This is a genomic window from Nocardiopsis mwathae, assembly GCF_014201195.1.
GTDB lineage: Bacteria > Actinomycetota > Actinomycetes > Streptosporangiales > Streptosporangiaceae > Nocardiopsis_C > Nocardiopsis_C mwathae.
Genome location: NZ_JACHDS010000001.1, coordinates 131,523 through 152,356 on the forward strand (window position 1 = coordinate 131,523; position 20,834 = coordinate 152,356).

Annotated in this window: 25 protein-coding genes; 9 read left to right on the top strand and 16 right to left on the bottom strand. The window is 68.0% G+C overall.

What is annotated here, in order from left to right:
• Positions 1 to 181: 181 nt before the first annotated feature.
• The 4 genes from HNR23_RS00565 (at position 182) to HNR23_RS00580 (ending at position 4,193) form a co-directional block, all read left to right on the top strand.
• The gene (locus HNR23_RS00565) at positions 182 to 718 is read left to right on the top strand and encodes a PH domain-containing protein (RefSeq protein ID WP_184072425.1); all 537 of its coding nucleotides are present in this window, start codon (positions 182 to 184) and stop codon (positions 716 to 718) included.
• 279 nt (positions 719 to 997) lie between these two features.
• The gene (locus HNR23_RS00570; protein ID WP_184072427.1) at positions 998 to 2,005 is read left to right on the top strand and encodes an adenylate/guanylate cyclase domain-containing protein; all 1,008 of its coding nucleotides are present in this window, start codon (positions 998 to 1,000) and stop codon (positions 2,003 to 2,005) included.
• A 460-nt stretch (positions 2,006 to 2,465) separates the two neighbouring features.
• Positions 2,466 to 3,551, top strand: a complete 1,086-nt coding sequence (locus HNR23_RS00575; protein WP_184072429.1) for an S-(hydroxymethyl)mycothiol dehydrogenase — start codon at positions 2,466 to 2,468, stop codon at positions 3,549 to 3,551.
• Positions 3,552 to 4,193 carry an MBL fold metallo-hydrolase gene (locus HNR23_RS00580; RefSeq protein ID WP_184072431.1) on the top strand — a complete coding sequence of 214 codons (642 nt, stop codon included), beginning with the start codon at positions 3,552 to 3,554 and terminating at the stop codon, positions 4,191 to 4,193.
• Positions 4,194 to 4,272: 79 nt separating this feature from the next.
• On the opposite strand, the gene HNR23_RS00585 is transcribed toward HNR23_RS00580, so the two are convergent.
• From HNR23_RS00585 to HNR23_RS00605, 5 genes are all read right to left on the bottom strand, one after another.
• A complete protein-coding gene (locus HNR23_RS00585; protein WP_184072433.1) occupies positions 4,273 to 5,559 on the bottom strand; it encodes an ATP-binding protein in 1,287 nt (428 codons plus the stop codon).
• A gap of 74 nt (positions 5,560 to 5,633) precedes the next feature.
• A complete protein-coding gene (locus HNR23_RS00590) occupies positions 5,634 to 6,302 on the bottom strand; it encodes a response regulator transcription factor (RefSeq protein WP_184072435.1) in 669 nt (222 codons plus the stop codon).
• 185 nt (positions 6,303 to 6,487) lie between these two features.
• Positions 6,488 to 7,408: an NADP-dependent oxidoreductase gene (locus HNR23_RS00595; RefSeq protein ID WP_184072437.1), complete on the bottom strand. Its 921-nt coding sequence runs from the start codon at positions 7,406 to 7,408 to the stop codon at positions 6,488 to 6,490.
• A gap of 195 nt (positions 7,409 to 7,603) precedes the next feature.
• On the bottom strand, positions 7,604 to 7,855 hold the full coding sequence (locus HNR23_RS00600) for a DUF397 domain-containing protein (protein ID WP_184079666.1): 252 nt from the start codon (positions 7,853 to 7,855) through the stop codon (positions 7,604 to 7,606).
• A 2-nt stretch (positions 7,856 to 7,857) separates the two neighbouring features.
• Positions 7,858 to 8,715 carry a Scr1 family TA system antitoxin-like transcriptional regulator gene (locus tag HNR23_RS00605; RefSeq protein ID WP_184072439.1) on the bottom strand — a complete coding sequence of 286 codons (858 nt, stop codon included), beginning with the start codon at positions 8,713 to 8,715 and terminating at the stop codon, positions 7,858 to 7,860.
• 166 nt (positions 8,716 to 8,881) lie between these two features.
• Between HNR23_RS00605 and HNR23_RS00610 the strand changes: the two genes are divergently transcribed.
• From HNR23_RS00610 to HNR23_RS00620, 3 genes are all read left to right on the top strand, one after another.
• Positions 8,882 to 9,196: a hypothetical protein gene (locus HNR23_RS00610; protein ID WP_184072441.1), complete on the top strand. Its 315-nt coding sequence runs from the start codon at positions 8,882 to 8,884 to the stop codon at positions 9,194 to 9,196.
• Positions 9,197 to 9,289: 93 nt separating this feature from the next.
• Complete coding sequence (locus HNR23_RS00615; RefSeq protein WP_184072443.1) at positions 9,290 to 10,396, top strand: AAA family ATPase; 1,107 nt, start codon at positions 9,290 to 9,292, stop codon at positions 10,394 to 10,396.
• A 2-nt stretch (positions 10,397 to 10,398) separates the two neighbouring features.
• Positions 10,399 to 11,085, top strand: a complete 687-nt coding sequence (locus HNR23_RS00620; protein WP_221307985.1) for a DUF4276 family protein — start codon at positions 10,399 to 10,401, stop codon at positions 11,083 to 11,085.
• Here HNR23_RS00620 and HNR23_RS00625 read toward each other — a convergent pair.
• The 7 genes from HNR23_RS00625 to HNR23_RS00655 all read right to left on the bottom strand — a co-directional run bounded on the left by HNR23_RS00625 (position 11,082) and on the right by HNR23_RS00655 (position 15,190).
• A complete protein-coding gene (locus HNR23_RS00625) occupies positions 11,082 to 11,678 on the bottom strand; it encodes a GNAT family N-acetyltransferase (RefSeq protein ID WP_343070371.1) in 597 nt (198 codons plus the stop codon). The two genes, HNR23_RS00620 and HNR23_RS00625, sit on opposite strands and share 4 nt — an antisense overlap.
• The gene (locus HNR23_RS00630; RefSeq protein ID WP_184072446.1) at positions 11,675 to 12,304 is read right to left on the bottom strand and encodes a hypothetical protein; all 630 of its coding nucleotides are present in this window, start codon (positions 12,302 to 12,304) and stop codon (positions 11,675 to 11,677) included. Before HNR23_RS00630 ends, HNR23_RS00625 begins: the two co-directional genes overlap by 4 nt.
• Positions 12,305 to 12,397: 93 nt before the next feature.
• Entirely contained in the window at positions 12,398 to 12,850 is a 453-nt protein-coding gene (locus HNR23_RS00635) for a hypothetical protein (RefSeq protein WP_184072448.1), read from the bottom strand.
• 174 nt (positions 12,851 to 13,024) lie between these two features.
• Positions 13,025 to 13,855, bottom strand: a complete 831-nt coding sequence (locus HNR23_RS00640) for a Scr1 family TA system antitoxin-like transcriptional regulator (RefSeq protein WP_184072450.1) — start codon at positions 13,853 to 13,855, stop codon at positions 13,025 to 13,027.
• Positions 13,839 to 14,372 (bottom strand): DUF6879 family protein, encoded by a 534-nt coding sequence (locus HNR23_RS00645; protein ID WP_184072453.1) that lies wholly within the window; start codon positions 14,370 to 14,372, stop codon positions 13,839 to 13,841. Before HNR23_RS00645 ends, HNR23_RS00640 begins: the two co-directional genes overlap by 17 nt.
• Entirely contained in the window at positions 14,356 to 14,565 is a 210-nt protein-coding gene (locus HNR23_RS00650) for a hypothetical protein (protein WP_343070372.1), read from the bottom strand. The genes HNR23_RS00645 and HNR23_RS00650 overlap by 17 nt, the downstream gene beginning before the upstream one ends.
• Positions 14,566 to 14,695: 130 nt before the next feature.
• Entirely contained in the window at positions 14,696 to 15,190 is a 495-nt protein-coding gene (locus tag HNR23_RS00655) for a GtrA family protein (protein ID WP_184072455.1), read from the bottom strand.
• Positions 15,191 to 15,311: 121 nt separating this feature from the next.
• Here HNR23_RS00655 and HNR23_RS00660 point away from each other — a divergent pair, with 121 nt between their 5' ends.
• Complete coding sequence (locus HNR23_RS00660; protein WP_184072457.1) at positions 15,312 to 16,469, top strand: 5-(carboxyamino)imidazole ribonucleotide synthase; 1,158 nt, start codon at positions 15,312 to 15,314, stop codon at positions 16,467 to 16,469.
• Positions 16,466 to 16,996: a 5-(carboxyamino)imidazole ribonucleotide mutase gene (gene purE, locus HNR23_RS00665; protein ID WP_184072459.1), complete on the top strand. Its 531-nt coding sequence runs from the start codon at positions 16,466 to 16,468 to the stop codon at positions 16,994 to 16,996. Before HNR23_RS00660 ends, purE begins: the two co-directional genes overlap by 4 nt.
• A 67-nt stretch (positions 16,997 to 17,063) precedes the next feature.
• Here the strand turns inward: purE and HNR23_RS00670 are convergent, their stop codons facing one another.
• The 4 genes from HNR23_RS00670 to HNR23_RS00685 form a co-directional block, all read right to left on the bottom strand.
• The gene (locus HNR23_RS00670) at positions 17,064 to 17,696 is read right to left on the bottom strand and encodes a type III secretion system chaperone family protein (protein ID WP_246421515.1); all 633 of its coding nucleotides are present in this window, start codon (positions 17,694 to 17,696) and stop codon (positions 17,064 to 17,066) included.
• Positions 17,697 to 17,787: 91 nt separating this feature from the next.
• A complete protein-coding gene (locus tag HNR23_RS00675) occupies positions 17,788 to 18,231 on the bottom strand; it encodes a CoA-binding protein (RefSeq protein WP_184072461.1) in 444 nt (147 codons plus the stop codon).
• 78 nt (positions 18,232 to 18,309) lie between these two features.
• Positions 18,310 to 19,266, bottom strand: a complete 957-nt coding sequence (gene sph / locus HNR23_RS00680; RefSeq protein ID WP_184072463.1) for a sphingomyelin phosphodiesterase — start codon at positions 19,264 to 19,266, stop codon at positions 18,310 to 18,312.
• A 164-nt stretch (positions 19,267 to 19,430) separates the two neighbouring features.
• Positions 19,431 to 20,690: a UDP-glucose dehydrogenase family protein gene (locus HNR23_RS00685; protein ID WP_246421874.1), complete on the bottom strand. Its 1,260-nt coding sequence runs from the start codon at positions 20,688 to 20,690 to the stop codon at positions 19,431 to 19,433.
• Between the last annotated feature and the right edge of the window lie 144 nt (positions 20,691 to 20,834).

The following is a 20,834-nucleotide window of genomic DNA, read 5'->3' on the forward strand; positions in this document are numbered from 1 at the left end:
GCTGTGAGGTGCGGGAAGCCCGGTGGGAGCCCAGGGGAACGGGAGGTCATGAGTCGGCCAAGGGCGCGCCAATTCCGCGCCATTCCCCTCCGCCAGAAAATCGGGTAAAGCGGACATTATCCGGTGTCGGCCCGGGATGTCCCCGGCGCGCGCACCCGGGTCCTATGCAAGGATCACTCCCATGGCTATCGCGGACCGCTACCTCGCCGAGGGCGAGGAGCTGGTGTACGTCACCCGCCAACACTGGACGACGGTGCTGGCGGAGTTCATCGCGTTGATCGTCGTCATCGCCGTCGCCGCGGGGCTGGTCTGGTTCATGCCCGCGGGCGAGGAATGGACCCAGTGGGCGACCTACGCGGTCATCCTCGTCGCCGTCATCGCCGCGGTCGTGTTCTGGCTGATCCCCACCCTCAAGTGGTGGACCACCGCCTACATCCTGACCAACCGGCGGCTGATGTACCGGTACGGCATGCTCTCCAAACACGGCCGCGACATGCCGCTGACCCGCGTCAACGACGTCACCTTCAGCATCTCGCTGTGGGAGCGCATCATGCGCTACGGCAACCTGTCCGTACAGTCGGCCTCCGAGCAGGAGGGTATGGAACTGCGTAAGGTGCCGCGTGTGGAGTGGCTGCAAAGCGAGATCTACCGGCAGGTCGAGGAGGCCAACCGGCGCTCGACCCCGCCGCCCGAGCCGCCGGACCACCACGGCCGGTGACGCTTCACCGATGACGTCCTCCGATCCTCCGTTGATCTCGGGGGTATCGACCGAGCACCGGCGAGAATTCGGTCGATACCCCCGAGATCAACGGAGGGCGGTGAAACGGAAGCCACCCCGCCGGTGCGCCGCCCCGCCCCCGCTGCGCATGCGGTTTCTTGACGAGTGTGGCTTCCGCGTACTAAACCGACAGTCACACGCACGTGACAGTGCCTTCCAACCGGCCGGTAGAAGGAAATCCCCCGCGCCGTCGCACCGGCCTCGAACACGAGAGAACGTATGCCGTCGCGCCCCGACCCCACGGAGATCGAAGCCGCCCTGCTCGGAGGAGAGGCACGGTACACCCGTGCCGAGGCGGTGCGGCTCGCGGGAGCCTCACCGGAGTTCTCCGGCCGCGTCTGGCGGGCGCTGGGCTTCGCCACTCGCGACGAGGACGCCATCGCCTTCACCGACAGCGATGTCGAGGCGCTACGCGTCGCCACGCGGCTGCTGGAGAGCGGCATCGTCGACGACGATGCCGCCATCAGGCTGGCCCGCGCCATGGGGCAGACCATGACCCGGCTCGCCGAATGGCAGACCAGCATCCTCAGCACCATGTCCCGCGGGCCTGAAGGTGAGGTCGGCGAGGACCGGCTGGACAGCCTCGTCGGCATCGCCGAGGGGGTGCTTCCCGATGTGGAGGTGCTGCTGCTGCACATCTGGCGGCGCCAGCTGGCGGCCTCGGCCGCGCGCCGGATCGCCTTCATGGAGAGTACGGAGAGCGCTGCCCCCACGTACTTCCCCCTCGCGGTGGGCTTCGCCGACCTGGTGTCCTTCACGACGCTCAGCCGCGAGCTGGACGAGGTGGGGCTGGCCGAGGTCGTCGAGGGCTTCGAGTCGACCGCCACCGACATCGTCGCCTCGGGCGGCGGTCGGGTGGTCAAGACGCTGGGCGACGAGATCCTGTACGTGGCCAACACGGCGAAGCAGGCCGCGGAGATCGCCCTGCGGCTCAGCGTCGGGGTCACCACCCACATCGACGTCCCCGACGTGCGTGTGGGGGTGGCCTACGGCCCCGTCCTCGCCCTGCTCGGCGATGTCTTCGGCACCACGGTGAACCGGTCCAGCCGCCTGACCTCCTTCGCCCGCCCCGGCACCGTGCTGATCGACGAGACACTCGCCGAACTCCTCAAGGACGAGGAGTCGCTGCAGGTGGAGCCCGTTCGCCCGAGGCACGCCCACGGGCTCGGAAAGCTCCAGCCCTACGTCCTGCGCCGCACCTTCGAGCCCGTCCGCCCACCGAACTGAGCTCCCCCTACCAGGGACGACACCATTCGCACGGCAAAGTTCTTTCCTCCGGGACCTCGATCCGGCATGTTGGGGAACAGCGGCAGGTATGAGGGCCTGCGCGCTGGGATGACCCGTACGAAGGCGAGTGAGTGAGCGGAGGCGTCGATCCTGGGTGGCCGGAGGCTTGATGGGGTCGGCGGTGAAGTGAGCGGCGAGCCTGAGTGCGGAGGAGAGCACCGTCACGAAGGCGAGTGAGTGAGCGGAGGCGTCGATCCTGGGTGGCCGGAGGCTTGATGGGGTCGGCGGTGAAGTGAGCGGCGAGCCTGAGTGCGGAGGAGAGCACCGTCACGAAGGCGAGTGCGTGAGCGGAGGCGTCGATCCTGGGTGGCCGGAGGCTTGATGGGGTCGGCGGTGAAGCGAGCGGCGAGCCTGAGTGCGGGAGGTTGCACCGTCGCGAGCCAGGTGTGAGGAGCCATACATGGCGCATGAAGTCAGGGCAGTCGTCTCCCGGAAGAAGGACGCGCCGGTCGGGGTGGAAACCATCGTCGTCCCTGATCCGGGGCCGGGGGAGGCGCTGGTCGCCGTCCAGGCGTGCGGGGTCTGCCACACCGATCTGCACTATCGGCAGGGCGGTATCGGCGACGATTTCCCGTTTCTGCTCGGGCATGAGGCGGCGGGCGTCGTGGAGGCGGTGGGTGCGGGCGTCACCGAGGTGGAGCCCGGTGACTTCGTGGTGTTGAACTGGCGGGCGGTGTGCGGCCGGTGCCGGGCCTGTCGGCGCGGCCGCGCCCAGTACTGCTTCGCCACCCGCAACGCCGCGCAGAAGATGACGCTGGCCGACGGTACCGAGCTGTCCCCGGCGCTGGGCATCGGCGCGTTCGCGGAGAAGACGCTGGTCGCGGCAGGGCAGTGCACCAAGGTCGACCCCGGCGCCGATGCCGCGGTGGCCGGGCTGCTGGGGTGCGGGGTCATGGCCGGGCTGGGGGCGGCGATGAACACCGGGGGTGTGTCCCGCGGGGACTCGGTGGCGGTCATCGGGTGCGGCGGCGTGGGCGACGCCGCGATCCTGGGTGCCCGGTTGGCGGGCGCGGCCACGATCATCGCCGTGGACATCGACGACCGCAAGCTGGCGTGGGCGTCGGAGTTCGGCGCCACGCACACCGTCAACTCCCGGGAGCGGGCACCGGTGGAAGCGATCCGGGAGTTCACCGGCGGCAACGGTGCCGACGTCGTGATCGACGCGGTGGGCCGACCCGAAACGTACCGGCAGGCGTTCTACGCCCGCGACCTGGCGGGGACCGTGGTGCTGGTCGGTGTGCCCACACCCGAGATGACCATCGAGCTGCCGCTGCTCGACGTGTTCGGCCGCGGTGGTGCGCTCAGGTCATCCTGGTACGGGGACTGCCTGCCGTCCCGTGATTTTCCGATGTTGGTCGATCTGTACCTGCAGGGCCGCCTCCCGCTGGAGCGGTTCGTGTCGGAGCGGATCGGACTGGACGATGTGGAGGAGGCGTTCGCCAAGATGCACCGCGGCGAGGTACTGCGCTCGGTGGTGACCCTGTAGATGGCCGAGACGTATCCGGACGCCGTCCGCAGGCTCGTCACGTCGGGCACGTTCGCGCTGGACGGAGGCGAGTGGGATGTCGACAACAACGTGTGGATCGTCGGCGACGACCGCACGGCGATCGTGATCGACGCCGCACATGACCACGAGGAGATCGCCCGCGCGCTGGGCGACCGCGAGCTGATGGCCATCGTGTGCACGCACGCGCACAACGACCACATCAACGCGGCGGCCGACCTGGCCGAGCTGGCGGACGCGCCGATCCTGCTGCACCCGGACGACGCCCCGCTGTGGCATATGTACTACCCCAAGCGCGAGCCCGACGCTCCGCTGTTGCAGGGGGAGAAGCTACAGGCCGGGGGCGTCGAGCTGGAGGTGCTGCACACACCGGGGCACGCGCCCGGAGCGGTGTGCCTGTACGCGGCCGAGCTGGGGGTGGTGTTCACCGGCGACACCCTGTTCCAGGGCGGGCCCGGGGCCACCGGCCGGTCGTACTCCGACTTTCCGCAGATCATCTCCTCGATCCGGGAGCGGCTGCTGACGCTGCCGGAGGAGACGGTGGTGTACCCGGGGCACGGGGAGTCCACGACCATCGGGGCCGAGGCACCGCATCTGCAGGAGTGGATCGACAGGGGGCACTGACACCCCCGCGGATGACCATGGCGGTCGGCGCGATCGGGGGACCGGATCGACGCCCACCGCCATGGTCATCGCCCCGACCTCACACCGGTCCGCTGATCTTCGACAGACCGCCGGCACCGGAGGGCAGGAAGAGGGCGAACGTGGTCGGCCGGGTGTGGATGAGCTCGACGCGGGCGCCCTCCGACTCGGCGATGTGGCGGGCCAGCGCAAGGCCGAGCCCGGTGCCGTCGCCCCCGCTGACCTCCCGGTCGAAGATCCGTCCGGAGAGGTGTTCGGGGATGCCCTCGCCCTCGTCGCTCACCTCGATGCGCACGGAGTGGCCGCCGTCGACCGGGCGGACGACGACGGTGCCCTTGCCGTGCTTGAAGGCGTTCTCCACCAGGGTGGCGAGGATCTGCGTCAGGTCGGTGGGCACGGTCATGGCGGTCAGCCCGCGCTCCCCGTCCAGCACCAGCTCCCGGTGCTCCCGGCGGAACACCGGTGACCACTCGGCGATGAACCGGTCCAGGACGTCGTCGATCTCGACGGCTTCGACCTCGGGGTTCTGGCTCTGGCGGGCGCGGCCGAGCAGGCTCTCGATCGTCTCCACGAGCCGCTCGGCCTGGGCGAGTGCGGCCTCGCCCTCCTCGCGGACGACCTCGGGGTCGTCGGCCTCCGCGACGATCTCCTCCAGACGCATGGTCAGCGCCGTCAAGGGGGTGCGTAGCTGGTGGGAGGCGTCCGTCGCGAAGTGCCGTTCGGTGGCGATGAGGCCCGCGATGCGCTCGGCGCTGCGGTCCAGCACCTCGGCGACCCGGTCGGCCTCGGGGATGCCGTACCGGTGGCCCCAGGGGGTGGCCACCCCCGAGCCGAGCCGTTCCGCGGTCGCGGCCAGGTCGACCAGGGGGAGGGTGAGGCGGCGGGCCTGGAGCATCGCCAGGCCGCCCGCCAGCCCGATGGCCAGGAGTGACAGCGCGGCGATGCCCATCCAGGCGTTGAGGATGCTCTCCTGCACGCTGCGGGCGTCGCGCCAGACCGTGATCTGGACGCCGGTGGCCGACACCGCTTCGGCACGCATCGTGTCGGGTGCGTCCTCGGCTTCGGGGTCGATGTCCCATCCACCGGCGAGGATGGGCGCAGTGGCCCCGGGGATGACGATCTCGATGTGCCGCTGCGGGTAGGTCGAGGCGAACTGGTCCCGGTCGATCCTCCCCGTCTCCTCCAGCTGCGAGTCGACGTCCGCGCCGATGATGTCGGCCTCGTGCTGTACCTGCTGGATGTTCTCGTCGTAGACGGACTTGTAGGTCAGCGCGCCCAAGGGCAGGCCGAGCAGCATCACCGCGATGACCGTCACCACCAAGGTGGAGAACAGCATCCGCCTGCGCATGTCACTCCTTGTCCGCGCGGCCTGCGGGAGCCCGTGGCGGGCTCATCCGCGGGGGTATCGCGGCGCAGGTCGGCCTATTCGCGTTCGAACCGGAAGCCGACACCTCGGACGGTCGTGATGTAGGACGGATGGTTGGCGTCGTCTCCGAGTTTCCGGCGCAGCCAGGAGATGTGCATGTCCAACGTCTTGGTGGAACCCCACCAGTTGGTGTCCCACACCTCCCGCATGATCTGCTCCCGGGTGACGACCTTGCCGGCGTCGCGTACGAGGACGCGGAGCAGGTCGAACTCCTTGGTGGTGAGCTGTAGCTCGCGGTCGCCGAGCCAGGCGCGGCGGGAGTCGTTGTCGATGCGCACCCCGTGGACGACGGGTACCTCGGCGCCGCCCCGCCGCAGCAGGGCACGTACGCGGGCCAGGAGTTCCGCGAGGCGGAACGGTTTGGTCACGTAGTCGTCGGCTCCGGCATCGAGTCCTACGACTGTATCGACCTCGTCGGCCCGCGCGGTCAGGATCAGGATCGGGGTGCCGTGGCCTTCGGCGCGCAGGCGCCTGGCCACTTCGAGCCCGTCCATTTCGGGCAGGCCGAGATCGAGGACCATCAGGTCGATGTCCCCGCCTCGCGCGCGGTCGAGGGTTTCATTGCCGTTGACGGTCACGTCCACCGTGTACCCCTCGCGCCGCAGCGCACGGGCCAGGGGCTCGGAGATCGAGGTATCGTCTTCGGCCAGCAAAACGCAGGTCATGTACCTGATCGTAAGTCGAGTCGCGGGGATTTCCCTATTATGCGCGCCGAACGACCGTCGTGTGGTCGAAAATACCCACCCGCACATAGCGGACATAGCAGATGCTTCGGGCGCCTTGTCCTTAACATGGGCAAGCTTTGCCGAAAAAATAAGGTAGAAACCAGGTGAAACCGGGTGTCCGTCCGTCAGTCCCCGTGGACTCTCAGCACGATCTTGCCGAGAACATGCCCGGCCTTGCTGCTGCGCTGGGCATCGGCCGTCCGCTCCAGCGGGTAGACCTCGGCGACGGGCAGTTCGAGCTCCCCGCGCGACATCAGGTCCAGGACCGCCTCGATCGCCACCGGCAGGGGGCCGGCGTCCTTGCCGTCGGAGAAGCGCACGCCGTGCGCGGCGGCGTCGGCCGCCGCGATGGTCAGCACCCGGTCGCGGCCGCCCGCCAGCTCGATCGACACCGGGAGCTCGCCCCGCCCCGAGCAGTCCAGGACGGCGTCGACACCGCCGGGCGCGGCCTCGCGCAGCCGCTCGTCGAGGCCGTCTCCGTAGGCGACGGGCTCGACACCGATCTTGCGGAGGAACGCGTGGCGCCGCTCGCTCGCCGTACCGATGACCCGCGCGCCCCATGCGGTGGCCAGCTGGGCGGCGATGAGCCCGACCCCGCCCGCCACCGCGTGGATCAGCAGTGTCTCGTCGGCGCGCACGTCGAGTTCGCGCAGGGTGCGGTAGGCGGTGTGGGCGGCCACCGGCAGCGATGCGGCCTGCTCGAAGGAGAGCCAATCGGGCTTGGCCACGATCATGTCGGCCCGCGCCAGCGCGTGGGTCGCCGCGGAGCCGGAGGACGCCTTGCCGAACACGGCCTGACCCACCCGCCACGCGTCGACGCCGGGGCCCACGGCGTCGACGGTCCCGGCGACGTCGATCCCCGTCCCCCGCGGAGTGTCGACCGAGCCGCCGAACCTGCCCTCGCGGATCTTGTAGTCGACGGGGTTGACCCCGGCGGCGTGCACCGCGACCCGCACCTGCCCGGCACGGGGACGGGGTGTGGGCACGTCCTCCAGCGCAAGCACCTCGGGGCCGCCGTAGCGGCTGTAGCGGATGGCTCTTGTCATCGCCGACCTCCCTCACCGACACGCGCGTGCTCAGAGCCCGCGCGCCGTCTCGCTCCTCGTCCCACCGAACCTCCCGGAAGCGAGTATGGAACCTCAAGCTAGATCCAGGTCAACCGGAAGTCCAGGGGCCTCCACCGTTCCCATCGAAACAAGATGGGGCGCCCGGTGGGGGCGCCCCGCTGGTCGCAGTGGAGGTCAGCCGCCAATCGCTTCACGGCGGACGCACCTGGTGAACGCCACCCACTCCGCCGCCCCGACGGCCAGATGACCGAGGTCGGGGTGCTTGGAGTCACGGATGGCAGCGCCGGTGGGGAGGTCGGCGACCTCGACGCAGTTGTCTCCGCCAGAGGAGTAGGAGGAGGTCCGGAAGGTCGGTGGGATCTGGGCGACCTCCACGCAGTTCTCCTGCCCGGTGGAGTAGGAGGATTTGAGGAAGTCCAACAGCATGGTCAAGCTCGCTTCTCGTGTTCTGCGGCGATGGAATCGATCAAGTTCAGGGAGCCTTGCGGGTCCAGCGCAAGGTTCTGGATGGCATCGAAGATCAGTACGTGTCGGTCGAAGTACTCGCCGTCTTCAACGTAGAGAGTCTCAACTCCCGTAGATATGGAGACGATTCCGGGTTCTGGGCGGGGAAAGTCGAACAGGGTGAACGCACCATCGATCGCCGGATGTGCTCCAGCCTCGTTGGCAAGTACCAGCACACTCACCTTGTAGTGCGCGGCCATGCCGGAGAGAAAGCGCAGCTGGTCCGCCATGGTGTTGTGGGATCCCACCACCTTGCGGAGGGCCGCTTCATCCACGACTGCCGTCAGGTGAGGCCCAGCGGGAGCATTCAGTACCCCTCTCCTGAGCATCCGGGACTCGACCTTGCGCTCGATCTGTTCGGTGGGGACTACCTGGCTCGCCTGGGCGACTGCCGTTGCATAGTCGGGGGTTTGGAGCAGGCCCGGCACCACTAGTGCCTCGTACGTTCGGATCCTGACTGCTTCGGCCTCGATGTCGGGCAGGGAGCCCGGAAACAAGTCTGCATACTTGTGCCAGTCGCTGCGTCCGCGGGCTTCCTCGGTCAAGCTGAGAAGATGCTCGCGCTCCTCGCCCTCCACCCCGAAGAGGTCGAGCAATGACTCGACGTCCCCGCGCTTGGGGAACTTCCACTCGTTCCGTTCAGCTCGCGTGACCTTCGTGGCCGAAGACCAGTTCAGCTGATTCGCGACTTCAGCAGCGGACATGCCGCTCTGGCCGCGCAATCTCTTGAGCGCTGCGGACAGGCGGCGGCGACGCACGCTGGGCGAGTGTCCCTCTGCCACGGTTCCCCTTCCTCGGCGCGGGCGTGCCTCGATCGTAGTGGTGACCTGCGCATGAGAATATTTAGTTTGAACACAAGAATCGCTTGATCGTGAGTTCAAACACAATCATACTGGAGTTGGCTGAGCACCCTGTGTGGTGCTTCCCTCACGGCAAGGAGCTGCCTCCATGTCTGCCACCCAGTACGCAACCCCCGACGTTTCGACCACGGTCGTCCAGGTCATCAAGGGCGGCGAGCCTGACGAAGACGGGGTGTCCCTGGCCGGGCTCCGGTCTCCCCTCAAGCCCACGCTGAACGCCCGACACTGCGCCTGCCGCTGCGCGCCGATGCCCTACTCGCTGTGGGAAGCCCTTGAGCGCTACGACCTGTACTCCGAGGAGACCGACCTGTGGGTGCGGACCGTCAGTCCGTACGACACCACGCCCCTCCCCGACGGCGCCACCGTCATCGGAACGTGGACCGTCTCCTGCTTGGTCTCCTGAGCCCGACCACCGGTGGGCGGCTCCCCTTGCCCCCAGGCGAGCCGCCCACCGGTAACCCCCCGTTGTCTCACTGCATGCATCTAGGGTTGACGTATGGAACGCCGCAGACTTCGCGCGCTCACGGTGGAGGGCTTCACCTCGATCCGCTCCGCGACCGTGGAACTCGGATCCCTCAACGTGTTGGTCGGGGCTAACGGGGCGGGCAAGAGCAACCTGATAGCTGCACTGGCAATGCTGGGAAGGATCGCGGACGCCGAACTCGGTCTGTTCGTCGCGCAGAGCGGTGGGGCGTCCACTCTCCTGCACGGAGGCCCCAAGATCAGCAGGGAGATTCGACTGCAGCTGTGGTCCATGGCTGTCGGTTACCGGGCTGAGCTCGTCCCCACAGCCGATGATGAGCTGGTTTTCGTGGGCGAGACTGCACTACTGAACCCAGGGCTTAAGAGCAGGCTGCCGATATCCGGTCGCGGAGGGTACCGCGAGAGTTACGTATCGAGTGCCGTCGATGGCGAGCCGTCTGCTATGCGGTCGGCGTTTGAAACTGTGGCTGACATGTTGCGTGGCTGCCGCGTCTTCCACTTCCACGACACGAGCGCGAACGCGCCGGTGAAGCAGGCCGGATACGTTGCGGACAACCTGACCCTCCATCCCGACGCGGGCAACTTGGCAGCGGTCCTGCTCAGGCTGCGAGAAGAGGACCCGGCGGTCTACGGTCGAATCGTGCGCGACATCCAGAGGGTCGCGCCCTTCTTCCGCGATTTCGTGCTTGTCGAGAGAAACGAGCGGATCCACCTCCGTTGGAAGCAGGAGGGATCCGACACGGTCTTTCCCGCGAGTGCCCTGTCAGACGGCACGTTGCGGTTCATCTGTCTCACGACCCTGCTCAACCTCCCAGAGAAACCCGCCCTGATCGTCCTAGACGAGCCAGAGCTCGGCCTGCACCCCTACGCCATGGTCCAGCTCGCTGACATGCTGCGCTCGGCGAGCCAGGGCAGCCAGGTCGTCCTCGCCACCCAGTCGGTCACCCTTATGGATCAGTTCGCGCTTGAGGACCTGATCGTCGCGGAACGCCATGACGGCGCGTCGTCGTTCAGCCGTCCCGATCCTGACCGACTCCGTGAATGGTTAGAGGAGTACTCCCTCGGAGAGCTGTGGCTGAAGAACCTCATCGGCGGTCGTCCACGGCCAGAACAAGGGTGAACGTGCGGCGTCTCCACATCCTCTGCGAGGGTCAGACCGAGGAAACGGTTGTCCGCGAGACCATCGCCCCCTACCTCGAAGCGAGGGGTGTCTACGCGACACACTCGATCCTCACGACTCGGCGGGCTGCGGGCGGAAGCGCCTTCAAGGGAGGTGTCTCCAAGTGGAGCAAGATCCAGGTGGAGATCCGGCTACTGCTCAAGGACTCGTCCCTCGGTCTCGTGACGACCTTCATCGACTACTACGGAGCGCCGCCGGACACCCCTGGAATGGCGGACCGGCCTTCTGCTACGCCTCACGATCAGGTTGTCCATGTGGAACGCGCGATGGCCGAGGCCATCGGTGACTCTCGGTTCCTTCCACACCTGCTTCTTCATGAGACCGAGACGTGGGTCTTGGCTTGCCCGGAAGCGCTCGGAATCGTCACTGGAGACCAAAGGATCGCGGCAGCGGTCAGCGCCCTGACCGCTGAGGAGGGCGGAGCGGAACTCGTCAACGACGGCCCGAACACCGCCCCCTCCAAGCGGCTGCAAGCGCTCTACCCGAAGTACAGAAAGACAGCGGATGGGCCGGACGCCATCTATCTCACTGGCATCGACGCGATTCGCGAACGGTGCTCGCATGCGGACCAGTGGTTCGACGCCATCCAGCGCCGTCTCGGTGGCCCTTCTCGTTATCGGCTGGCCTAAGGTCCCGGCGAGGGGCACGTTCCGCAGAAGCTCCGTTGGGCTTGCCAGTTCTCGGCGGTGACGGCCCAGACCTCGGTGTCGTGGTGTATCCCGTTGAGCAGGAAGCTCTTCCTCAACGTTGTCTGGTGAGCCATGCCGAGGCGCATGGCGATGCCTCGTCCGTGGGGATTCTCGGGGCTTGCGCGCAGTTCGGATCGTCGCAGTCCCCGGGAATGGAACGCCCAGTCCAACATGTGACGCAGAGCGAGGGTCGCCAGGCCGTGTCCCTGGGCTTGGGGGATCAGCCAGGCACCGACCTCGCAGCAGGCTGACCGAGTGTCGAAGGTGCGGAACAGGGCGCCGCCTACCAGGGCACCGTCACGCCAGATGCCGAGGTATCGACCTGTGTCGTGTGCTTGGCGGGCGGCGTAGTGCTGGAGGAGTTTCCGAGCGCTGAATACGTCCGTCACCCGGGCTGCCAGGACGGTCCATGGGGTCAGGTGCTCCCTGGCGCACTCCACGCAGTCGAAGAGCTCTTCGGCGTTCCATGGCTCCAGGGGTCGGAGTTCAGCGTTCCGGCCGAGTTGATGGGAGAGCACGGCGTCCACACTCACCTGGTGGTAGCGAGGCTCGGAGGCGGAAACAGGGCCTTGAGTTCCGTGTAGACAGAGGCAGGATCGTCGACTGGCTGTCCCAGCGGCTCCGTGAACACGTCCCGGCCGTCGTCACCTGGTCCCTGCTCCAGGATCGCCATGATGTCGGGCAGCTTTTCCGCGAGGAAGAGCCCGTCCTTACTGGGGATCGCGTTGCGCAGTGAGAAGAAGGCGACGGGAGGCGGCATCATCGCCTGGCCTTTGCTGTCGACGAGTTCCACACCGGTCCAGAAGCGTCCGACCATGAGCTGGACCGGGGCATAGAGGTTGCGGGCGAGCCAGGCCGGCCATTGCAGGAGCTTTCGGGCGCTGTCGCTGTCCTCCGGGCCGAGGATGGCGATGTTGCGGCAGGCCAGTGGACCAGACTCCCGGCGAGCGGCTCGGAGTCCCTCTGCGGACTCGACGAGGAGAGCGAAAAGCTCGGGCTGGTCGCCGGTTTCGGCGTCGTAGGCCGACCAGACCGTCAGCCCTCGATCCACGGAAGGGCGGAGATACGGGCAGCGGCGGATCATGTCGTTCTGGTGCTCGGCGAGGCCGGGGTGAACCGCCGCGGGGTCGGTCGTGGCGGTGATGCGTGGACGAATCATCGCTGGAGATCTCCTTCGTGTCCCTCGGGGCTTGGAGTCGGGCGGAACGCCCCTCAACGCCCCGCCCGTGTTGATCGCCTTGCCGCTCCAGCCTTACGTCAGGTGTCCCGACCCCTCGGTCTCCGGCGGCGAGGCGGTCTGGAAGTCGTCCCCGTCGTTCGTCGTAGGTTGGCAGTCCCAGGTGACGATGAGCGGTACCTCTGCTGGCGCGTCGTCGGAATGGAGCCGACCGCCCCGGTTCCTGAGGTAGCGGCCGTAGAGTTCCCTGTCGACAGCCCCGTTCTTGTCGGCGAACCACACGCACGGAAGCGTCCCGTAGCGTTCGTGATAGAGGCCCAGCCACGATGGCGTGCCCGAACCGGGTGCGCTGACATGACCGACAGAGTGCCCGACCGCGTCGCGGTACAGGGCACGGTACTCCTTGGTGCCGAGCATGCGATGCCACTCGGCATCGATGTAGGCGGAGAACATCTCCGGCGATTCAGACGCCAGGTCCGCGATGACGAAGAACTTCGCGAGCTCGGTGCGGGCGATTTCGGGAGTCACACGCTGCTCCGAGAAGACAGGAGAAGGAGTCTTCACAGGTTCCATCCCTTTCTTATCCGCTGTGGTTTCCAGTGGAATGACACGAAGGTACGCGTGAAGGCGTTCGACGAGGAAGACTTATTCTCGAATGAGAATAAACTGCTTTCTGGGGGTTGGATTTTGTTTCGTGAGGCGCTATCGGAAGCTGTTGGCCCACGCGAGTAATAGATCTCGCGCGTCGTCGTCGAAGAAGGTGTTCTCCTCGAAAGAGGAGAAGATCTCCCGGTGTTGGTCGATGTCTTTCGGGTCCCGAAAGACTATCCGCCCCGTGAGAGTCTCCGCGGTCGCCAGTCGATCGTCGTAGATGGTGAACGTGCTCAATGGGCCTCTAGGTGTTGGCGTGCCCAAAGGGATCACACCCAGACGGATGCTCGGCAGGTGGGACACCGACACCAGCCGGTCGACCTGGACTGCCATGGCGGGACGCGGCACGATAGGCCATTTCACGGCCTGCTCGGTGAGGATGAAGGTCAGCGACTTGGAAGTGTCGTAGAGGAGGTCCTGGCGCTTCAATTTCCGCTCGACGGTCTTTGAGGTGTCTACGGGGGCGTGTTCAAGGCTGGAGCGGATGTATTCGGGTGTGGCAAGTAATCCAGTGATCATGGATGGAAGGAAATATCGGATCTCCGTGGCCTCGGCTTCGAGATGGGCCAGTTCGGACTGCCGCTTTTCCAGCCCTCGGCGCCATGACAAGCGGCTGGCGTTCCACTCGGTGTTGGCGATTCGCGCCAGTTCGGCCACCTCGTCCACCAGAGCTGGTGGTGCGTCAAGAGCTCGGAGGATGCTCTCCACGTCGACGAGGCTGGGAATCATCTTCCCTGTCTCGATCTTGCTGATCTTGCTCTGGGACATGCTGCAACGCCGAGCAAGCCGGTCTCCTGTGAGACCGGCTTGCTTCCTGAGCGTCTTCAGTGTCTCCGCGAGATCACGCTTCGACTGACCGAGCTGTTCAGGGGAGAACGTCACCGTGCGCTTTCAGGTAGTCAGCCAACGGGAGGGCGTGCTCAATGGCGATCCGCTTCCATTCGCGATACGGCTGGAGGTCGCCCTCGAAGACTTCGCGGTTGATCTGGGTGCCGTCTGGCCGGTAGTTCAAGTGGACGAGTCGTTCTTCGTCGAACATCCACCAGTCCTGGTCTATGGGGAGGCCATCGGGAACGCCGTCGGTGGCATCGAGAACGCGGATGTCTTCGCCATGCGCAATGTTTCCGGGTATGCCCCAGGAGAACTGATACCGCTGGTAGTCGGTGAGCGGGCGGCGAACGACCCTGACGCGGCCTACGGACTTTCCTTGGTCCATGTATTCAGCGAGCCGCTTGTGCCACCTGGCGTTGTGGCCGGGAAGCTTCGGTTCGCCCTGAAGGAAGCGTGCGAAACTCTCTGATTCAGCGGGCATCGTGTATGTCGGCTGGACCTCAAGCCGGAACGCCTCGCCCTTGAAGGCGTCGAAGAACTTGACCCAGGCGTCACCATCCAAGTACACGAACAGCCTCCCTCAGCACACTTTCCGGGATCTCCACCGCACCCTCGCCTTTTGGTACCTCCAACGAGCGGTACTGGTCGCCCTGGACCACGAACGTGCCATGTCTTGTCACGTAGACGTTGGGGCAATCGTCACCATCGCATGCAGGCCCGCCACCACCGGTCAAGCGAGTGAGCTCTTCGGTGATGTCCACGGATCTCCCTTCGCCAGGGCCGTCGCGGCCACGTCCCTGACGTTAGAAGCGGATCCGGGGGCAGTCCATGGGCCTGGCGGAATATTCCTGATTCGGAATAAAGATCTTGAAGGGGAGGTGCTCTGCCACCTCACGGTCGGCGGGCGGGTTCCGCGTCGGCCGGGACCGCGGGGTCCGCCGTCGGCTGGTTCGGCTTGGCGGGGAAGACCCAGCGGCGGTAGCTCCAGTAGCGGAAGAGGGTGCCCAGGCCGACGCCGATGATGTTGCCGGAGATGTTGCGGGCCAGGGCGCCGTCCAGGCCGAGGAGGTGGACGGTGGTCCACACGCAGCCGAGTTGGATCAGCAGGCCGACGCCGTTCATGATGAAGAAGAGGACGTACTCGCGGGCCAGCCCGGTCCGGGCACGGGTGTTGAAGGTCCAGTGGCGGTGCCCGATGAAGGCCGCGATGGTGGCGACGACGGTACCGAGCGCCTGGCCGAGGAGGGCGGACATGCCGAACACCGTCCACAGCAGGTTGGTGGTGGCGACTTGCACCACAAAGGCCACGCCGCCGACGGTGCCGAACTTGGCGAGTTCGTGGATGAGTAGGGAGAACCGCTGGTAGAGGGCTGTGGCGATGCGCAAGGGGCGTTCCGATCCAACCTCGGGCCGGTCATTAGACTTCCGTGGGGTGCCAGAGGCCGTCCCGTGCCCCCTGGCAGCCGTGAGCCCCCTCCCGCACCGGTGATCGAACGAGTGAGGCATTGTGAGCGAGCGTAATCGGCCCGTCCCCAGCGTTGGAATGGTCGGCGGTGGCCAGCTCGCCCGGATGACCCACCAGGCGGGGATCGCGCTGGGCGTGGACTTCCGGGTGCTGGCGGCGTCGGCGACCGACAGCGCGGCGCTGGTCTGCGGTGACGTGCACCTCGGCGACGACCGGGGCCGGGACGACCTGCTGGCGTTCGGGAAGTCCTGCGACGTCCTCACCTTCGACCACGAGCACGTACCCGACCCGGTGCTGCGGGAGCTGGAGGCCTCGGGTGTGGTGGTCCGGCCCGGGCGCGACGCCCTGCGCTACGCCCAGGACAAGCTGCGCATGCGCACGCGCGCCGAGGAGTTGGGCGCGCCCTGCCCGCGGTGGCGCGCGGTGACCACCGTCGCCCAGGTCGAGGCGTTCGCCGAGGAGGTCGGCTGGCCGCTCGTGCTGAAGGCGGCGCGTGGCGGCTACGACGGCAAGGGCGTGTGGGTCGTCGACGACGCCGCCGAGGCCCTGGTGGTGCTGGAGCGTGCCGCCGAGGCCGGGGTCCGGCTGCTGGCCGAGGAGAAGGTCGCGTTCCGGCGCGAGCTGGCGGTACAGGTCGCCCGTTCGCCCTACGGGCAGGTCGCGGTCTACCCCGTCGTCGAGACCGTGCAGCGCGACGGCATCTGCCACGAGGTGATCGCCCCCGCCCCCGACTTGGACGCGGCCAAGGCCACCCGCGCCCAGGAACTGGCGATCGAGCTGGCCCAGGCGCTCGGCGTGGTCGGCATGCTCGCGGTCGAGCTGTTCGAGACGGCCCACGGGGTCGTCATCAACGAGCTGGCGATGCGCCCGCACAACTCCGGGCACTGGACCATGGACGGAGCCCGCACCTGCCAGTTCGAGCAGCACCTGCGCGCCGTGCTCGACCTGCCGCTGGGGTCGCCGTCGCCCACCGCCCCCTACACGGTGATGGCCAACCTGCTCGGCGGAGCGGACCCCGACGTCTACAGCCGCTACATTCATGTCATGGCCAAGGACCCCGAGCTGAAGGTGCACTTCTACGGCAAGGAGGTCCGCCCCGGCCGCAAGATCGGACACGTCAACGTGGCCGGCGGCGACTACGAGGACCTGCTCGCCCGCGCCCGTGACGCCGCCGCCTACCTCAAGGGAGATCCCCAGTGACCGAGACCGCCCCGACCGTCGGCATCGTGATGGGCAGCGACTCCGACTGGCCCGTCATGGAGGAAGCGGCCAAGGCCCTGGACGAGTTCGGGGTCACCTACGAGGCCGATGTCGTCTCCGCGCACCGCATGCCGCACGAGATGATCGCCTACGGCTCCGAGGCGGCCGACCGCGGCCTGAAGGTCATCATCGCCGGGGCCGGGGGCGCCGCCCACCTGCCCGGCATGCTCGCCTCGGTCACCACGCTGCCGGTCATCGGCGTGCCGGTCCCGCTGAAGTACCTCGACGGGATGGACTCGCTGCTGTCCATCGTGCAGATGCCGGCCGGTGTCCCGGTCGCGACGGTCGCGGTGGGCGCCGCCCGCAACGCCGGCCTGCTGGCCATCCGCATGCTGGCCGCCCACGACACCGACCTGTGCGACCGGATGGCCAAGTTCCAGCAGGAGCTGAAGGCCCAGGCCCAAGCCAAGGGCGAACGCCTTCGCCGCCAGGTCACCGGCGGCAACTCCATGGGTTTCGGGGTCTGACGGACGAGCGGTTGCGTGCCCGTCGGGTACGGCGCAGCCGGGGCGGATGAGTCGTCCGCCCGTACCCTCACCGTCCCCAATGCGCCCAGACGTCGGCGGGGACGTGGGAGATGAGGCGGGTCAGGGCGTCGAGGCGGGGTTCGACGTCGTGGGGGCCGCCGCCCGCGGCGGTGCAGATGAGCAGGTCGCGGTCGATGACGAGGTCGGTGAAGCCGTTCTCCCGGATGTCCTCGCGAACGTCGTCGGAGAGCAGTTCCAGGGCGAAGTCCGCCTCCGGGCTCTCGGCGTAGAACTCGTGGCCGCCGCCGGGGTCGCGGACGTAGAGGTAGGGGACCTGCACCGGGATGTTGACCGCGCAGACCGCCAGCCTGCGCCACGGGGCGTGCTCGGATTCGCGGTGTACGTAGTCGAAGTAGCGGAAGGAGCGTCCGCGGTAGTGGCCGGTGATCTCGTCGCGGACCCGGCCCAGCGGCCCGGGCGGCAGTGCGGTGCGCGGCCAGCCCTGGATGGCGCGGGTGTCGCGCTCGATGTAGGTCCAGCCGTGCTCACGCGCGAGCTGCTGCCGACTCGCCGAGTGCGCCCTGCGTTCGGGGCTCTGGTCGTCGTCGGGTGGCCGGTCGGCGGGCGCGGCGGAAAGGTCGCCCGTGGAGCGCCGTGCGGGCTTCGGTCCGAAGACCCGCAGAAGCCGGGAGCGTCGCATGCCCTCGCCCCTACCCCGATCGGGCGCCGGTGAATCTGCGCGGTGGGGATTGCCACCGCGCAATTGTCGGCGCACCGTGGCGGCCAGGGGATCAGCCCAGCAGCCGGGGCCATTCGATCGCGGGACAGCGGTCCATCACCATGGTCCGTCCGGCGTCGTGCACCCGCCGGGCCGCGGCGGGGTCGACCACCCCGAGTTGGAACCAGACGGTCGTGATGTCGTCGCGGGCCAGTGCCTCGTCGGCGACCGCTCCCGCGTCCGCCGAGCGGCGGAACACGTCGGCCACATCCACCGCGAAGGGGATGTCGGCGAGCGAGGCGTAGCCCCGCTCGCCGTGCACGGTGGCGGCCGAGGGATGCACCGGGACGATGCGCTTGCCGCGGCTCTGCAGGAACGCGGCGACGCCGTAGGCGGGGCGGCCGGGATCGCCCCCCAGGCCGACGATCGCCCAGACCTCGCTCTCCCGCAGGACGCGGCGGATGTCGTCGTCATCGACGCCGGTGGTGGTGCGGGCGTCTCCGCTGATGTCGCTCATGGGTGCGATTCTGCCCGCTGTCCGGCTCCCCCGGCCGCCCGGGGCTTCATTCGGTCGTGTCGCGGTCGGGCACGCCGGTCAGACGGCGCCGCCGAAGACGGGGTAGTGGTCGGAGTAGTCGTCGTAGGTGTAGTCCCTGCCCCACGAGCGGACCGTCCAGGGCTCACTCTTCACCGCGCGCGTCTCGTTGCGGTACGCCTGGGGTGCCGCCCCGTTGCGGATGGGCAGGACGTAGTCGAGGTGCTGGGGGGCCCAGCCCGGGTACTGGCCCTCGGCGACCGAGTTGGTGGTCGGGTCCCAGGAGTACTCGGCGCCGGTGAAGGTGGGGGCCACGGCGTCCAGTGTCTCGATCGCCTGGTCGTACTCGGCGGTGCCGCCGATGATGTTGAGGTCTCCGGCCAGGTAGACCTGTTCGTCGTCGGGGATGTCCTTGCCGTCGAGGAAGGAGCGGATCTGCGCCAGCTGACGGCTGCGGATGCGCGCGTCCTGGCCGCTGGTGCAGCCCCGGTCCTCGGACTGCATGTGTGTGCCGAGGACGTGCAGGGTGCCGTGGGGGGAGTCGATCTCGACGTAGGCGAAGCCCTTGTTGGAGAACCAGTCGGAACCGCAGGCCCGCGGGAAGATGTGCTGCTCCTGGCGGGTGATGGGCCAGACGCTGTGGATGCTCACGCCGCCGTTGGTGGTGGTCTCGGGGCGGTACCCGGTGGTGGTGTCCCAGCCGGACCTGGACCGGCCGACGACGGGGGTGCCGTGCGGGTACTTCTCGGAGACGGCCGCCCGCAGCCGGTCGCCGCTGGTGTTCTCGAACAGTTCCTGGAAGACGACCACGTCCTGGTCGGCGACGACACCGTCGTCGGCGATGAGGTCGGCGCGCTTGTCCTGGCCCCAGTTGGGATAGAGGGCCTTGGGGAGGAGGAAGACGTTGTACGTGGCGATGGCGGGGGATGGCCTGTTCTCCGCCGATGCCGGTGCGATGCCCAGGAGGCCGGGAATCAGCAGGGCGGTCAGCAGGATGGAGGCTATTCGCTTGTACATAGGGTCCCATTTTGGGCAAATTGGGACAATCTGAGGTTACTTGCGGGTAGCGAAACGGCGGCGACCCGCCGTCGGATCGCCGCCGATCGTCCCGTACGCAGGGAAACACGCACGGGACGGCAGAGGTGGGGCGGGGAAGTCCGGGCGCCCCGAGCGAGAACGCCCTATGGCCGGCCCAGCGCCCGGTAGATCCACCCGCGCGCCCGCCAGTGGGCGGGGTCCAGCGCGTTGCGGCCGTCCACGATCCGCCGCTCGGCCACCACCTTGGCCAGCTCGTCGGGGTCGGCGTCGCGGAACTCGGCCCAGTCGGTCAGCAGCAGCACGACCTCGGCGTCGCGCACCGCCTCCACCATCGTGTGCGCGTACTTCAGCTCCGGGTGCACGCGCCGCGCGTTGTCCAGGGCCTCGGGGTCGTACACCGTCACCGTCGCCCCCAGCGAGGCGATCGTCGAGGCGACGTCCAGCGCCGGGGAGTCGCGGATGTCGTCGGAGTTCGGCTTGAACGACGCCCCCAGCACGCCCACCGTGCGCCCGGCGAACCCGCCGCCGATCAGAGTTCGCGCGATGTCGATCGTGCGCGCCCGGCGCCGCTGGTTGATGGCATCGACCTCGCGGAGGAACGACAGCGCCGGTTCCACCCCCAGCTCGTCGGCGCGCGCCATGAACGCGCGGATGTCCTTGGGCAGGCACCCGCCGCCGAAGCCGAGGCCGGGGCCGAGGAACTTCCCGCCGATCCGGTCGTCGTACGACAGTGCCTTGGCCAGCTGCATCACGTCGGCGCCGGCCGCCTCCGAAACCTCCGCCATGGCGTTGATGAAGGAGATCTTGGTGGCCAGGAACGCGTTGGCGGCGACCTTCACCAGCTCGGCGGTCTGCAGGTCGGTGACCAGGAACGGGATCTTCTGCTCGATCTGCGCGGCGGAGACCTCCCGCATGGCCTCCTCGACCCGGGGGGAGTCGGTGCCGATGACGATCCGGTCGGGGCGCAGGGTGTCCTCAACGCCGAAGCCCTCGCGCAGGAACTCCGGGCTCCACCCCAGCTCGACGTCGCGCCCGGCCGGGGCCAGGGTCTGCAGCCGCGCCGCCGCGCAGGCGGCGGTGCCCACCGGCACGGTCGACTTGCCGATGACCACCGCCGGGCGGGTCAGCCGGGGGCCCAGCGCGTCGATGGCCGCGTCCAGGTAGGTGAGGTCGGCGGCGTTGGAGTCGGCGCGCTGGGGGGTGCCCACGCAGACGAAGTGGACGTCGGCGAACTCGGCGACCTCGTCGTAGGAGGTGGTGAACCGCAGGCGGCCGTCGGCCAGGTTGCGGCTGAGGATCTCCTCCAGGCCGGGCTCGTAGAAGGGCAGGCGTCCGGAGGACAGGGCGTCGATCTTGGCCTGGTCGACGTCGAGGCCCAGCACGTCGAACCCGAGTTCGGCCATGCAGGCGGCGTGTGTGGCACCCAGGTACCCCGTCCCGATGACGGAGATCCTTCTGGGGGCCGTCCGCGTGGGCTCAGCTCCGCTGAGCCGCTGCTTGTCTGCGACCAATGGTCCAAGTTCCTCTCTCGACTGCTGCCGCGTTCA

Bases quoted from the DNA above. Each gene is read 5' to 3' on its own strand.
- sph (WP_184072463.1), bottom strand. From the start codon at position 19,266: ATGTACAAGCGAATAGCCTCCATCCTGCTGACCGCCCTGCTGATTCCC.
- HNR23_RS00630 (WP_184072446.1), bottom strand. From the start codon at position 12,304: ATGATTCGTCCACGCATCACCGCCACGACCGACCCCGCGGCGGTTCAC.
- HNR23_RS00585 (WP_184072433.1), bottom strand. From the start codon at position 5,559: ATGCGCAGGCGGATGCTGTTCTCCACCTTGGTGGTGACGGTCATCGCG.
- HNR23_RS00685 (WP_246421874.1), bottom strand. From the start codon at position 20,690: ATGGCCGAACTCGGGTTCGACGTGCTGGGCCTCGACGTCGACCAGGCC.
- HNR23_RS00575 (WP_184072429.1), top strand. From the start codon at position 2,466: ATGGCGCATGAAGTCAGGGCAGTCGTCTCCCGGAAGAAGGACGCGCCG.
- HNR23_RS00600 (WP_184079666.1), bottom strand. From the start codon at position 7,855: ATGCTGTTGGACTTCCTCAAATCCTCCTACTCCACCGGGCAGGAGAAC.
- HNR23_RS00595 (WP_184072437.1), bottom strand. From the start codon at position 7,408: ATGACAAGAGCCATCCGCTACAGCCGCTACGGCGGCCCCGAGGTGCTT.
- HNR23_RS00590 (WP_184072435.1), bottom strand. From the start codon at position 6,302: ATGACCTGCGTTTTGCTGGCCGAAGACGATACCTCGATCTCCGAGCCC.
- HNR23_RS00675 (WP_184072461.1), bottom strand. From the start codon at position 18,231: ATGAGCGACATCAGCGGAGACGCCCGCACCACCACCGGCGTCGATGAC.
- HNR23_RS00610 (WP_184072441.1), top strand. From the start codon at position 8,882: ATGTCTGCCACCCAGTACGCAACCCCCGACGTTTCGACCACGGTCGTC.
- HNR23_RS00580 (WP_184072431.1), top strand. From the start codon at position 3,552: ATGGCCGAGACGTATCCGGACGCCGTCCGCAGGCTCGTCACGTCGGGC.
- HNR23_RS00565 (WP_184072425.1), top strand. From the start codon at position 182: ATGGCTATCGCGGACCGCTACCTCGCCGAGGGCGAGGAGCTGGTGTAC.
- HNR23_RS00670 (WP_246421515.1), bottom strand. From the start codon at position 17,696: ATGCGACGCTCCCGGCTTCTGCGGGTCTTCGGACCGAAGCCCGCACGG.
- HNR23_RS00615 (WP_184072443.1), top strand. From the start codon at position 9,290: ATGGAACGCCGCAGACTTCGCGCGCTCACGGTGGAGGGCTTCACCTCG.
- HNR23_RS00570 (WP_184072427.1), top strand. From the start codon at position 998: ATGCCGTCGCGCCCCGACCCCACGGAGATCGAAGCCGCCCTGCTCGGA.